Origin of the sequence: Pseudomonas sp. LTR0, from assembly GCF_036630035.1 — a bacterium.
Lineage (GTDB): Bacteria > Pseudomonadota > Gammaproteobacteria > Pseudomonadales > Pseudomonadaceae > Aquipseudomonas > Aquipseudomonas putida_Y.
In genome coordinates, this window is sequence record NZ_CP123734.1 from 223709 (window position 1) to 236578 (window position 12870).

Here is a 12870-nt window from a genome sequence, read left to right on the forward strand (position 1 = left end):
CCGGTATAGGCTTGAATCAGCCTTTGCCCTTGGTCCGGGTCTGATTGGGCCCGCCATTCTTCTCCAGGTGCTCGATGATCATCCCGGCGACGTTCTTGCCGGTGGTGACTTCAATGCCCTCCAGCCCCGGCGACGAGTTTACCTCCATCACCAACGGCCCGTGGTTGGAACGCAGGATATCCACACCCGCCACGCTCAAGCCCATCACCTTGGCCGCCCGAATGGCGGTGATGCGCTCTTCAGGGGTGATTTTTATCAGGCTGGCGACGCCACCCCGATGCAGGTTGGAGCGGAACTCGCCCGGCTTTGCCTGACGCTTCATTGAGGCAATTACCTTATCGCCTACCACGAAGCATCGAATATCTGCGCCACCGGCTTCCTTGATGTACTCCTGAACCATGATGTCCTGCTTGAGGCCCATGAACGCTTCGATCACCGACTCGGCCGCCTGGGGGGTTTCGCACAACACCACGCCAATGCCCTGGGTGCCTTCCAGTACCTTGATCACCAGCGGGGCACCGTTGACCATCTGGATCAGGTCGGGGATGTCGTCCGGCGAGTGGGCGAAACCAGTGATCGGCAGGCCGATGCCGCGCCGCGACAACAGCTGCAACGAGCGCAGCTTGTCGCGCGAGCGGGCAATGGCGACCGACTCGTTGAGCGGGTATACGCCCATCATTTCGAACTGGCGCAGCACCGCGCAGCCATAGAACGTAACCGAAGCACCTATGCGCGGGATCACTGCATCGAAGCCTTCCAGCGGCTTGCCACGGTAGTGGATCTGCGGCTTGTGGCTGGCAATGTTCATGTAGGCCCGCAGGGTATCGATCACCACCATTTCGTGGCCACGCTGGGTACCGGCTTCGACCAGGCGGCGGGTGGAATACAGACGCGGATTGCGCGACAGCACAGCGATCTTCATGCAGCACCTGTGACAGGGGAAAGGGTGGCCGGGAAGGCCGGTTTGTCTTGTACGTACTTCAGGCCGGGGTTGACCACCAGCTGGCCGTGTATCAAGGCCTTGGAGCCAAGCAACAGGCGGTAGCGCATGCTCTTGCGGCAGGCCAGGGTGAACTCCACCTCCCACACACCATCACCCAGCGCCAATGACGTGCGGATGACGTAGCGAGTCTGGGCGTGGCCGTTGGAGCTCTTGATGGTCTTCATGGTCACCAGCGGTGCCTCGCACCGGCGGTGACGCAACTGCACCACCGAGCCCAGGTGCGCAGTGAAGCGAACCCAGGGCTGGCCGTCGCGCTCGAAGGGTTCCACCTCGGTGGCATGCAGGCTCGACGTGCTGGCACCGGTGTCGATCTTGGCGCGCAGCCCGGCCACGCCGAGGTCAGGCAAGGCGACCCACTCGCGCAGGCCGATCACAGTCAAATGGTCAAATGTCTTCACGAAGCGCACCCTGCGAATGAGGTGGTGAACTTTAAGCACGGCGGGGACTTTTTGCATCCGTATGTGAAGGTAGTACAGTTCGATGAAAGACAGAATCCGAGGTAACGGGATGGCACAAAAAGCCGAAGACGACGACAAGGTTCGCCTGGACAAATGGCTGTGGGCGGCGCGCTTCTACAAGACCCGAGCGCTGGCCAAGGCGGCGATCGAGAGTGGCAAGGTGCATTGCCGGGGCGAGCGTTGCAAGCCAGGCAAGGAGCCGCGGGTGGGCGACGAGTTCGTACTGCGTACCGGGTTCGATGAGCGCACCGTGGTGGTGAAGGCGCTGTCGATGGTGCGTCGTGGTGCCCCGGAGGCGCAGACGTTGTACGAGGAAGCCGAAGAAAGTGTGCGTCGCCGTGAACAGGCCGCTGAGATGCGTAAGGCCGGGGCCATGGGTGTGACCACCGATGGCCGGCCGACCAAGAAGCAGCGTCGGCAGATCCACCAGCTGCATGGAAGTTACGATTGAATGGGGCTGCCGTGCAGCCCCAGGCACCTAACGGAGCACCGCCATTCGCCCGACCAGCGGTAGCGTGGACAGCAGCTTGAACAACGGCGCTGTCCAGCGCATCAACGCCTCGCTGCCTTTGGCCGCCAGCGGCGTGTAGTAGCTCCAGCCCAGCGCCAGCACCGCCATCAGCAAGCCGCCGATGTAGTCGTCCTGCCCCCAGTGGGCACCTGCTACCAGGCGCGGCAGCATGAACAGCAGCGCCAACCCCCAGACAACCAGGTACTGCAAAAGGCCGCGGCTGAACACGCTCATGAACAGCGCCCAGATCAGCAGCACCGAGGCGTGATCACCCGGGAAACTCTTGCTGGAACGGTCCTTGAGTTCCCAGGCAGCCTCCAGGTTCGGGTAATAGTCACTCAGGTGCACGACGTCGTCGAAGATCATCGATGGGCTCTTGTGTTGCCACCCGGCTGCATCCACCCACTTGGAAAACAGCGCGCGAATCACCACTAAGAGGAGTAGCGTGACCAGAAAGCCGAAAAATGCCTGGCGAACCTGAGCGGCCTTGAACACCCAGTCACCACGAATGAGCACAGCCAGCAGGATCAGGCCGACGACGATGTCGAACGGGCGCAGGCTGCCGATGGTCCAGATGTAGCGCCAGGTGGTGTTATCGGCCAGCGGCGCGTTCAGGCTGCGGAATAGCCATTCGTCGAAAGTCAGGCACAGGATCTGGCCAATGGGCCATAACCAGAAACACAGTAGAGCGATGGGAAGCAGCGTACAGGCTGCCAGCGGCCCCCAGGACCACCTTGCTTGGAACAGTGGTCGATTGTCCATAAAATACCTCTATTGCAAACAGAAATCGGAGCGCCGTGTGAGCGCTCTGTCATGGGCTCTCGCAGGTTCGCGATAACCCTTGTAACCATTTTGTCATCATTTTCAGATAGCCAAAACCTATGAGCGAATTGCCTGATACCGATTTCACCCAACGTTTCATCTTCGACGAGCGCGATGTGCGCGGCGAGTGGGTGTCTCTCGATGACAGCTACGCCGCAGTGTTGGCGCGTCATGAGTACCCCCAGCCGGTCAAGGTGCTGCTCGGTGAGTTGATGGCCGCCACCGCCTTGCTGGTGGGGGCGATGAAGTTCGATGGCCTGCTGATTCTGCAGGCGCGTTCGGCTGGGCCGATTCCGCTGCTGATGGTGGAGTGTTCCAGCGACCGCGAAATCCGCGGCATGGCCCGCTATGAAGCGGACCAAATTCCGGCCGGTGCCACCCTGTCGCAGCTGATGCCCGACGGCCACCTGACCCTGACCATCGACCCGGTCAAGGGCCAGCGCTACCAGGGGACCGTCGACCTCGATGGCGCCAACCTGTCGGAATGTTTCACCAACTACTTCGTTCAGTCACAGCAGCTCAATACCCGTTTCTGGCTCAATGCCGAAGGCGGCAAGGCACGTGGGCTATTGCTGCAGCAACTGCCGCGTGATCGCCAGCCGGATGATGAAGAACGCGAAGACAGCTGGCAGCACGTAGTGGCCCTGGCCAAGACGCTCAAGTCCGAAGAGTGGACAGAGGGCAACGAAACCCTGCTGCACCGCCTGTACCACGAAGATGCCGTGCGCCTGTTCGATATCCAGCCGCTGCGCTTCAATTGCAGTTGTTCGCGGGAACGCTCCGGCAATGCGCTGGTCAGTCTGGGCGAGCACGACGCCAAGGCGCTGGTCGAAGAGTGTGGCGGGACGGTAGAGATCGATTGCCAGTTCTGCAACGAGCGCTACTTCTTCGATGCCAGCGACGTGGCGCAACTGTTTGCGGGTGGCGGCACTGACGTGGCCTCAGAAACTCGTCACTGAAACGTTAAAGCACAGGACAATCTCCTGCCGAATTGCGCAAAAGCGCAGTTCTGACAGGAGGGGCCTACTTTTTTTGGGCGTTTCTGGCATAATCCGGCCACTTTTTTCGCTGTAGTAGTTTTTTCAAGACAACTACAAAACGTTTGGAGCACTCGGCCTCGGGCCGGATGGGGTATCTCATGACGCAAGCCAACAACACCGTGTACACCGACCTGAGCGTCGATGAGCTGGTAAAAGAAGCGCTGCAACGCGGTGAAGGCGTACTAGCCGATACTGGCGCACTGGTCGTGGAGACTGGTCACCGTACTGGCCGTTCGCCGGCTGACCGTTTCATCGTCGAAGAACCTTCCACCCAAGACGCCATTTCCTGGGGCCCGATCAACCGCAAGTTCCCGGCTGACAAGTTCGATGCCCTGTGGGCTCGCGTCGAGGCGTTCAACAACGCACAGGATCACTTCGTTTCCTATGTTCACGTAGGGGCTGCAGCCGAGCACTACCTGCCGGTGAAGATGACCACCCAGACTGCCTGGCAGAACCTGTTCGGTCGTTGCCTGTTCATCAACCCGGAGCAGTTCAACCCGGCTGGCCGCGACCAGTGGCAGATCCTCAACGTCGCCAACTTCGTGTGCGAACCAGAGCGTGATGGCACCAACTCCGATGGTTGCGTGATCATCAACTTCGCCCAGAAGAAAGTGCTGATCGCTGGCATGCGCTACGCCGGTGAAATGAAGAAAGCCATGTTCTCGGTGCAAAACTTCCTGCTGCCGGCTGCCGACGTACTGCCTATGCACTGCGCGGCCAACATCGGCGAAGAAGGCGATGTGACCTTGTTCTTCGGCCTGTCCGGCACTGGCAAGACCACCCTTTCAGCTGACGAAAGCCGTTACCTGATCGGTGACGACGAGCACGGTTGGGGCGAAGGCGTTGTCTTCAACATGGAAGGCGGCTGCTACGCCAAGTGCATCGACCTGTCCGAGAAGAACGAACCGGTCATCTGGAAAGCCATCAAGCACGGCGCAGTACTGGAAAACGTCGTTCTCGACGCCAACAAGCACGCTGACTACACCGATGTCAGCCTGACCCAGAACAGCCGTGCGGCCTACCCGCTGGAGCACGTTGCCAAGCGTTCGGAAGCGAACCTGGGCGGCGAGCCTAACGCAGTGATCTTCCTCACCTGCGACCTGACAGGTGTTCTGCCACCGGTGTCGATCCTGAACAACGAGCAGGCGGCCTACCACTTCCTGTCCGGTTACACCGCGCTGGTCGGTTCCACTGAAATGGGCTCGGGCGGCGGCATCAAGTCGACCTTCTCCACCTGCTTCGGCGCACCGTTCTTCCCGCGTCCGGCTGGCGAGTACGCCGAGCTGCTGATCAAGCGCATCAACGGTTTCAACTCCAAGGTCTACCTGGTCAACACCGGCTGGACTGGTGGTGGCTACGGCGTTGGCAAGCGCTTCAGCATCCCCACCACCCGTGCCGTGATCGCTGCGATCCAGAGCGGCGCACTGGTCGGTGCCGAAACTGAGCACCTGGACATCATCAACCTGGACGTGCCGAAGGCCGTTCCGGGCGTTGAAACCGAACTGCTCAACCCGCGCACCAACTGGGCTGACAAAGCGGCCTACGACGAGGCTGCCAAAGGCCTGGCCAAGCTGTTCATCGAAAACTTCAAGAAGTTCGAAGTTTCCGACGCCATCAAAGCCGCTGGCCCGCAGCTGTAAGCTGAGCTCAGCCGCAACGAGAAAGCCGCCCCAGAGGGCGGCTTTTTTGTAGTTTGCAGGAGCGGTTTGCCCACGAAGGGGCCCGCATAAGCAGCGAAAGTCAGGTTTTTCTGTTTCACTGTCAGCATCCATTGCGAAGACAAGAGTCAGCCAGATGACCGAAGCCCCTCAGCGCACTGCCTTCTCCCACTTCCACCCGATCCTCACCCGCCCCCAGGACAACGACCTGAACGGCCACATCGCCGGTGCAACGGTGCACGGCTTCTTCGAAACCGCGATACAGGCATTTCTCGTCGAGCAGGCCGAACTGGATCTGCGACACGGTGAACTGGCCGCCTTCGTGGTCAGTTCGGCTGCGGATTTTTACGCGCTGCCGGGCTTCCCGGACTTGTTGGAGGTGGGGCTGGGAGTGACGCGCCTGGCGGGCAGCACGGTTGAGTACCGGCTGGCGCTGTACCGTCCGGGCGAGCCGGACGCGTGCGCGGCAGGCACGGTGGTGCAGGTGTTCATCGAGCGCGCCAGCGGCCGGCCTGTGGCGTTGCCAGAGGCGCTGCAGGTGATCCTGTCCGGCCTTGTGCTGGAGCGACAGGCATAAAAAACCCCGCTGGCAGGGGCGGGGTTTTGTTGCCGGGGCAGGGCCCTCAGGCGTTAGTCGCGCCAGTGGCGCTTGTGCTTGCGGTGGCCGTAGTGGTGGCCACGGTCCCAGTGACGACGGCCGTCGTAGTCGCGACGGTAGCGGCGATTCTCATGGCGCTCGTCTTCGTCGGCCTTGTTGCCCATGTAGTTACCCAGTGCACCACCGGCGCCACCGCCGGCTGCTGCGCCAATGTAGCTACCAGTGGTGCCGCCGACAGAGCGGCCGACCACGTTACCGCCAGCGGCGCCCAATGCGCCACCGATGGCTGCTTCACCGCGCTGGTGCTTGTCGGCACCTACCGCACTGCCGGCTGCGCCGCCCAGGCCTGCGCCGATCGCGCCACCTGTGCTACCGCCAATGGACTGGCCCACGACAGAACCCAGTACCCCACCCAGTGCGCCGCCAATGCCGGCCTCGGTGGTGCCGCCTGCCATGGCAACGCCGCTGAGCAAGCTGAAAGACAACAACAGAATCGAGGAGTACTTCTTCATCGAGAGAGCCTCATAGGGATGACGAGGCGAATTTGAGGCTAAGAGGCGTGGCTGGCAACGGAAATCCGACGAGTAACACGAGTTGTACACAATTCTCTAACTAGCTGTATTTACTATGAAACTTTATCGTTTTCAGGCTGTCTGAGACCCTTATGACAAAGCCCTGAGCCGCCACGGAACAGGGCTTTTTTCATTTTTACAGGATGCGCCCGTCGTCGCGCGCGCGCTCCAGCTTGATGGCAATGAACTTCGATGTTGGCGTATGGCTACCAACGCCAATGCTCTCCAGCGGCACCAGCGGGTTCACCTCCGGGTAATACGCCGCCGCCTGCCCGGCAGGGATGTCGAAGGCCAGCAGGGTAAAGCCTTGCACCCGGCGCACATGCTCATCCCCCCACAACGAAACGATGTCGACCTTCTGTCCCGGCTGGAAGCCCAGGCGGATGATGTCGGCTTCGTTGGCGAACAGCACCTCGCGCTGGCCGCGCACGCCGCGGTAGCGGTCGTCCAGGCCGTAGATAGTGGTGTTGTACTGATCGTGCGAGCGCATCGACTGCATGATCAGGTCTGGCAACTGGCCGCTGGCGCGTACGCGTTCGTCAAGCAGCGTGTCGGGCAGCAGGTTGGCCTTGAAGTTGGCGCGGCCGGTGCTGGTTTCCCATTCGCGGCTGGCCGCGCTGTTGCCCAGATAGAAGCCCCCCGGGTGACGCAGGCGCTGATTAAAGCCGCTGAATCCGGCAATGGTATCGCCGATCAGGTCGCGGATACGGTCGTAGTCGGCCACCAGCCAGTGCCAGTCCACCGGTTGTTTGCCCAGCGTGGCGGCGGCAATGCCGGCGATCACCGCAGGCTCCGAGCGCATTTGCGTCGACAGCGGCTTGAGTTGGCCGTTGGAGGCGTGGACCATGCTGAACGAGTCTTCCACCGTGACTGCCTGCGGCCCGTCGGCCTGCAGGTCGATGTCGGTGCGGCCCAGGCACGGCAGGATCAGTGCCTGCTTGCCATGGACCAGGTGGCTACGGTTGAGCTTGGTGCTGATGTGCACGGTCAGCTCGCAGTTGCGCAGCGCCTGGGCGGTACGCTCAGTGTCGGGTGTGGCCTGGGCGAAGTTGCCGCCCAGACCGATGAAAACCTTGGCCCGGCCATCGAGCATCGCGTGAATGGCTTCGACGGTATTGTGGCCATTGCGCCGCGGCACGGGGAAACCAAAGCGCTTTTCGATGGCATCCAGCAGCGCCTCTGGCGGGCGCTCGTTGATGCCCATGGTGCGGTCGCCCTGCACGTTGCTGTGGCCGCGCACCGGGCACAGGCCGGCCCCGGGCGCGCCGATGTTGCCGCGCAGCATCTGCAGGTTGACGATTTCCTGAATGGTCGGCACCGAATGACGGTGTTGGGTGATGCCCATCGCCCAGCACATGATCACCCGCTTGCCCCGGCAGTACATGCGTGCGGCCAGTTCGATGTCGGCCAAGGTGAGGCCGGACTGTGCCTGGATGTGCGACCACGGCGTGGCGTCCACCACGGCCAGGTACTCGTCGACACCATGGCCATGTTCGGCGATGAAGGCGTGATCGAACACGGCCGGTTCGCCGTTGGCCTGGGCTTCACGTTCCCATTGCAGGACGAACTTGGCCATGCCGCGCAGCATCGCCATGTCGCCACCCAGGGCTGGGCGGAAGAAAGCGGTGTTGGTCGGGCGGTCACTGTTGGTCAGCATTTCCAGTGGGTTCTGGGGGTGCTGGAAGCGCTCCAGACCACGCTCCTTGAGCGGGTTGATGCACACCACCTGGGCGCCACGTTTTACCGCATCGCGCAATGGGTCGAGCATGCGCGGATGGTTGGTGCCGGGGTTCTGGCCCCAGACAAAAATGGAGTCGGCGTGCTCGAAGTCGTCGAAGGTGACAGTGCCCTTGCCGACCCCGACGCTTTGCCCCAATGCCACGCCGCTGGCCTCATGGCACATGTTCGAGCAGTCAGGGAAGTTGTTGGTGCCGTAGGCGCGCACGAACAGTTGGTACAGGTATGCCGCTTCGTTGCTGGCACGTCCCGAGGTATAGAACTCGGCCTGGTCAGGGTTGGCCAGCTTGTTCAGCTCGCGGGCGATCAGGGCGAAGGCGGCATCCCAGCTGATCGGCAGGTAACGGTCGCTTGATGCGTCGTAGACCATCGGTTCGGTCAGGCGCCCTTGGTACTCCAGCCAATAGTCGCTCTGCTGCAGCAGCGAGGTGACACTGTAACGGGCAAAAAAGGCAGCATCGACACGGCGCTTGGTAGCTTCCCAGTTCACCGCCTTGGCGCCGTTCTCGCAGAACTTGACCATGCCGCTTTCTGGCGAATCACCCCAGGCGCAGCCGGGGCAGTCGAAACCGCCGCTCTGGTTGGTCTTGAGCAGGGCGCGAATGTTCTTCAGCGCGTTATCGCTGCCGACCCAGGCCTTGGCCACGCTACGCAGTGCGCCCCAACCGCCGGCGGGGCCGTGGTAGGGCTTGTAGCGAGGGGGGGAGGTTGGGGCGTTGTTCGGAAGAGGTTGGTACGAGGTCACGACTGTTACGACTCCGCCGCTGGGCTGTAGACCCGCGGTGCACTGTGCTTGGGCAAGTGGATAAGGTTGAGGTTGTGTTTGCGCGCCCATTGCAGGGCAAGGCCGGTGGGCGCAGACAGGCTGACCAGGGTCTGGATGCCGGCACGCAGCACCTTCTGGATCAGCTCCAGGCTGCAGCGACTGGTGACGATCGCCAGGCCGCCCTGGCTGTCGATGCGCTGTCGCAGCAGGGCGCCGATCAGTTTGTCGAGGGCGTTGTGCCGGCCGATGTCTTCGCGGCCAAGCAGCAGTTCGCCTTGGCGGTCCATGAACAGTGCTGCATGCACGGCGCCGCAATGCTGGCCCAGTGGCTGGAAGGCGTCGATGCGCTCGCGCAGGCCGACCAGCCACTGGGCCGGGGGCAGGGGCGCACCCGGTAACACGGCCAGATCTGGCAGCGCCTGCTCCAGGGCTTCGACCCCGCACAGGCCGCAACCACTGGTGCCGGCCAGTTGGCGGCGCTGGTTTTTCAGGTTCCAGAACGCCCGGCTGGAAATCTCCAGGTCGGCGTACATTGCCGCGCCGCTGCCGGAAAGCTTGAGGTCGTAGATTTCTGCGGTGCCTTCGACAATGCCGCTGCCGACACTGAAACCGACGGCGAAGTCTTCCAGATCGGTAGGGCTTACCAGCATCACCGCCTGGTTGAGGCCGTTATAGACAATGGCCAGGGCCACTTCCTCGGCCAGCGGGGTGCTGTCGCGTTTGGCATCGCTGAGCTGGACGTAATCGTAGGTGTTGCTGGCGGCTGGCATGGACAAAGGCGATGAGGCCGCGCAGACCGGAGGCTTGCTGTTCATCGGGGCTGAATACCGGCGGCTTTCTGATAGCACAAGCCTAGGCGTGCGGGCCGGCGGCGTCTAATCGCTAGGGTCTATGCCTTGATAGACCGCGTCGATTGGTCGCACAGGGCGAGAGTGGTAAAGCTGGCCTAGACTCCTGTGTCCGAGGTTTCGTCAACAAGGAGAGCGCAATGAGCCTGTTCAGTTTCGTGAAGGAAGCCGGCGAGAAGTTGATCGACCTGCTGACCCCTGGCAACGCCAATGCCGAAGAGCAGCTTAAGAAACACGTGGAAGCTGTCGGCCTGGGCAACCCGAACATTAGCGCCACTGTAGAAGGAGACAAGATCATCCTCAAGGGTGAAGTGGCCAGCCAGGAAGAGAAGGAGAAGATCATTCTGGCGGCAGGCAACATCAGTGGCGTGGCCAGTGTCGAGGACCAGATCACCGTGACCGGGCCGATAGTCCAGGCGGCAAGGTTCGTCACTGTGAAATCGGGCGACACACTTTCAGCCATTGCCATGGTCGTGTATGGCAATGCCGGCCAGTACAACAAGATTTTCGAGGCCAACAAGCCGATGCTCAAGCACCCGGACAAGATCTATCCAGGGCAGGTGCTGCGTATTCCTGACTGATCGCTAAAGTCTGTGCAGGCCTCTTCGCGGGCGCGCCCGCTCCCACAGCTACAGCGCCAGCAGTGAATGTGGGAAGCGGGCATGCCCGCGAATGGGGCCTCACAGGCCTTCCAGTAACGCCCGGTAATCCTCGACCGCTGCAAACTCTTCGGTATCTCGTGGTTGTGCCTGGCTATCGGGCTGGCGCACCGCCAGCAAGTGCCCCACACCAAAACGCCGTGCACTGCGCAGAATCGCCAGCGTGTCGTCGATGAACAGGCTGCGCCCCGGCTCGAAGCCGATATCCGCCTGCAAGGCATCCCAGAACTGCGGGCTTTCTTTCGGGTAGCCATAGTCATGCGAGCTGATCAGCCGCTCGAAGTACGGTGCCAGCTCCACCCGTTCCAGCTTCAGCGACAGCGAGTCTCGGTGGGCATTGGTGATCATCACTACACGCTTGCCGGCCTGGCGAATCGCCGCCAGGAAGGTATCGGCATCCGGGCGCAGGGCAATCAGGTCGGCAATTTCCCGCTTCAGCTCGCGAATGGGCAGGCGTAGCTCGCGGCTCCAGAAGTCCAGGCAGTACCAGTTCAATGTGCCGGCATTGCGTTCGAACAGCGGTTGCAGCTCCATTTCCGCCATGGCCCGGCTTACACCGTGCAGCTCGGCATAGCGCTGAGGCAGGTGGTCCAGCCAGAAGCGGTTGTCGTAATGCAGGTCGAGCAGGGTGCCATCCATGTCCAGCAGGACGGTATCGATGGCAGACCAGGGAAGAACAGGCATGGGAAACTCTCGATCAGTCGGCAAGCCACGGTATAGTAACCCGTTCACGCCAAGGAGCCGCCCCATGCGCCAGAAACCCACCGTACTCAGCCGCGAAATTGTCGCCAGCAGCCGGCTGTTCCGCGTCGAAGCCGTACAGTTGCGCTTCAGCAATGGCGCCGAGCGCACCTATGAGCGCCTGGTGGGCCGGGGTAACGGCTACGGCGCGGTGATGATCGTGGCCATGCTCGACGCCGAGCACGCCGTGCTGGTGGAGGAATACTGCGGGGGCACGGATGAATACGAGCTGTCGTTGCCCAAGGGCCTGATCGAGCCGGGCGAAGACGTGCTGGCGGCAGCCGACCGGGAGCTCAAGGAAGAAGCCGGTTTTGGCGCGCGCCAGTTGGAGCACCTGACGGAACTGTCGTTGTCACCGGGCTACATGAGCCAGAAGATTCAGGTGGTGCTGGCCAGCGACCTGTACGAAGAGCGCCTGGAAGGCGATGAGCCCGAGCCGATGCGGGTCGACAAGGTCAACCTGCGTGAATTGTCGGCCTTGGCCATGCATCCGCAGTTCACCGAGGGGCGCGCCTTGGCGGCGCTGTACCTGGCCCGTGACCTGCTGATTCAGCGGGGGCTGCTGGAGCTATGAACGACCTGCAACTGATGCACGAAGTGGTCAAGCTGGCGCTGACGGCAGGCGAGGCAATCCTGCCATTCTGGCGCGCCGATGTCGCGGTGACCAGCAAGGCCGACGATTCGCCGGTTACCGCCGCCGACCTGGCGGCACACCGGGTAATTGCCGATGGCCTGCTGGCGCTGGCGCCACAGATTCCGGTGCTGTCCGAAGAGGACTGCAATATTCCGCTGGCCGAGCGCCAACGCTGGAGCCGCTGGTGGCTGGTCGACCCGCTGGATGGCACCAAGGAGTTCATTGCTGGCAGTGAGGAATTCACAGTCAACATCGCCCTGGTCGAGAACGGCGAAGTGGTGTTTGGCGTAGTGTCGATGCCGACCAATGGGCGCTGCTACTTCGGTGGGCGCGGCCTGGGTGCCTGGCGTGCTGATGCTGGCGAGGCCGCCCAACCGATCCAGGTACGCATCGCACCACCGGAGGGCGAGCGTTTTACCGTGGTTGCCAGCCGTCGGCACTCCAGCGCGGAACAGGAAGCGCTGTTGTCCGGGCTTGGGGCTGCGGTGGGAGAGCTGGAGCTGGCAAATATCGGCAGCTCGTTGAAGTTCTGCCTGTTGGCCGAGGGCAGCGCCGATTGTTATCCGCGCCTGGCGCCGACTTCGCAGTGGGATACTGCAGCGGCGCAGGGCGTGGTGGAAGGGGCCTGCGGCGAGGTGATCGGGCTGGATGGCTTGCCATTCCGGTATCCGCCGCGCGAGTCGTTGCTTAACCCGTATTTCCTGGCATTGCCCGCCAATGCTGCATGGCGCCAGGCCTTCCTGAACCTGATTTGACGGAGTCTCACCCTACCCTGTGGGAGCGGGCGAGCCCGGGAAGCATGCACCGCGGTGCGGGGCACCGG

General features: G+C 62.2%; 14 protein-coding genes. 7 read left to right on the top strand and 7 right to left on the bottom strand.

Annotated features, from left to right (window positions below; all coding sequences use genetic code 11):
- Positions 1-16: 16 nt before the first annotated feature.
- On the bottom strand, positions 17-922 hold the full coding sequence (rimK, locus tag QCL51_RS01000) for a 30S ribosomal protein S6--L-glutamate ligase (protein WP_021782598.1): 906 nt from the start codon (positions 920-922) through the stop codon (positions 17-19).
- Positions 919-1401, bottom strand: a complete 483-nt coding sequence (locus tag QCL51_RS01005; RefSeq protein WP_028697326.1) for an ATP-dependent zinc protease — start codon at positions 1399-1401, stop codon at positions 919-921. Before QCL51_RS01005 ends, rimK begins: the two co-directional genes overlap by 4 nt.
- A 109-nt stretch (positions 1402-1510) precedes the next feature.
- Between QCL51_RS01005 and QCL51_RS01010 the strand changes: the two genes are divergently transcribed.
- Positions 1511-1912, top strand: a complete 402-nt coding sequence (locus tag QCL51_RS01010) for a S4 domain-containing protein (protein ID WP_338444554.1) — start codon at positions 1511-1513, stop codon at positions 1910-1912.
- Positions 1913-1939: 27 nt separating this feature from the next.
- Here QCL51_RS01010 and QCL51_RS01015 read toward each other — a convergent pair whose 3' ends face one another.
- Entirely contained in the window at positions 1940-2734 is a 795-nt protein-coding gene (locus QCL51_RS01015) for a phosphatase PAP2 family protein (protein ID WP_021782601.1), read from the bottom strand.
- A 119-nt stretch (positions 2735-2853) separates the two neighbouring features.
- On the opposite strand from QCL51_RS01015, the gene hslO reads away from it, so the two are divergent.
- The 3 genes from hslO to QCL51_RS01030 all read left to right on the top strand — a co-directional run bounded on the left by hslO (position 2854) and on the right by QCL51_RS01030 (position 6069).
- The gene (gene hslO, locus QCL51_RS01020; RefSeq protein ID WP_021782602.1) at positions 2854-3753 is read left to right on the top strand and encodes an Hsp33 family molecular chaperone HslO; all 900 of its coding nucleotides are present in this window, start codon (positions 2854-2856) and stop codon (positions 3751-3753) included.
- A gap of 179 nt (positions 3754-3932) precedes the next feature.
- Positions 3933-5474: a phosphoenolpyruvate carboxykinase gene (locus QCL51_RS01025; RefSeq protein ID WP_003255806.1), complete on the top strand. Its 1542-nt coding sequence runs from the start codon at positions 3933-3935 to the stop codon at positions 5472-5474.
- Positions 5475-5628: 154 nt separating this feature from the next.
- On the top strand, positions 5629-6069 hold the full coding sequence (locus QCL51_RS01030) for a thioesterase family protein (RefSeq protein ID WP_176683646.1): 441 nt from the start codon (positions 5629-5631) through the stop codon (positions 6067-6069).
- A 53-nt stretch (positions 6070-6122) separates the two neighbouring features.
- Here QCL51_RS01030 and QCL51_RS01035 read toward each other — a convergent pair whose 3' ends face one another.
- The 3 genes from QCL51_RS01035 to fdhD all read right to left on the bottom strand — a co-directional run bounded on the left by QCL51_RS01035 (position 6123) and on the right by fdhD (position 9980).
- Positions 6123-6602, bottom strand: coding sequence for a glycine zipper domain-containing protein (locus QCL51_RS01035; RefSeq protein WP_274101471.1), 480 nt, complete (start codon positions 6600-6602; stop codon positions 6123-6125).
- Positions 6603-6798: 196 nt separating this feature from the next.
- Positions 6799-9144: an FdhF/YdeP family oxidoreductase gene (locus QCL51_RS01040; RefSeq protein ID WP_021782605.1), complete on the bottom strand. Its 2346-nt coding sequence runs from the start codon at positions 9142-9144 to the stop codon at positions 6799-6801.
- Between the two features lie 5 nt (positions 9145-9149).
- Positions 9150-9980 (bottom strand): formate dehydrogenase accessory sulfurtransferase FdhD, encoded by an 831-nt coding sequence (gene fdhD / locus QCL51_RS01045; protein ID WP_021782606.1) that lies wholly within the window; start codon positions 9978-9980, stop codon positions 9150-9152.
- Positions 9981-10153: 173 nt separating this feature from the next.
- On the opposite strand from fdhD, the gene lysM reads away from it, so the two are divergent.
- Complete coding sequence (lysM, locus tag QCL51_RS01050) at positions 10154-10594, top strand: peptidoglycan-binding protein LysM (RefSeq protein ID WP_021782607.1); 441 nt, start codon at positions 10154-10156, stop codon at positions 10592-10594.
- Between the two features lie 99 nt (positions 10595-10693).
- On the opposite strand, the gene yrfG is transcribed toward lysM, so the two are convergent.
- Positions 10694-11356, bottom strand: a complete 663-nt coding sequence (gene yrfG, locus QCL51_RS01055) for a GMP/IMP nucleotidase (protein ID WP_103443306.1) — start codon at positions 11354-11356, stop codon at positions 10694-10696.
- A gap of 64 nt (positions 11357-11420) precedes the next feature.
- Between yrfG and nudE the strand changes: the two genes are divergently transcribed.
- Entirely contained in the window at positions 11421-11987 is a 567-nt protein-coding gene (nudE, locus tag QCL51_RS01060) for an ADP compounds hydrolase NudE (protein ID WP_003255794.1), read from the top strand.
- Entirely contained in the window at positions 11984-12802 is an 819-nt protein-coding gene (cysQ, locus tag QCL51_RS01065; RefSeq protein WP_103443307.1) for a 3'(2'),5'-bisphosphate nucleotidase CysQ, read from the top strand. Before nudE ends, cysQ begins: the two co-directional genes overlap by 4 nt.
- Positions 12803-12870: the final 68 nt, after the last annotated feature.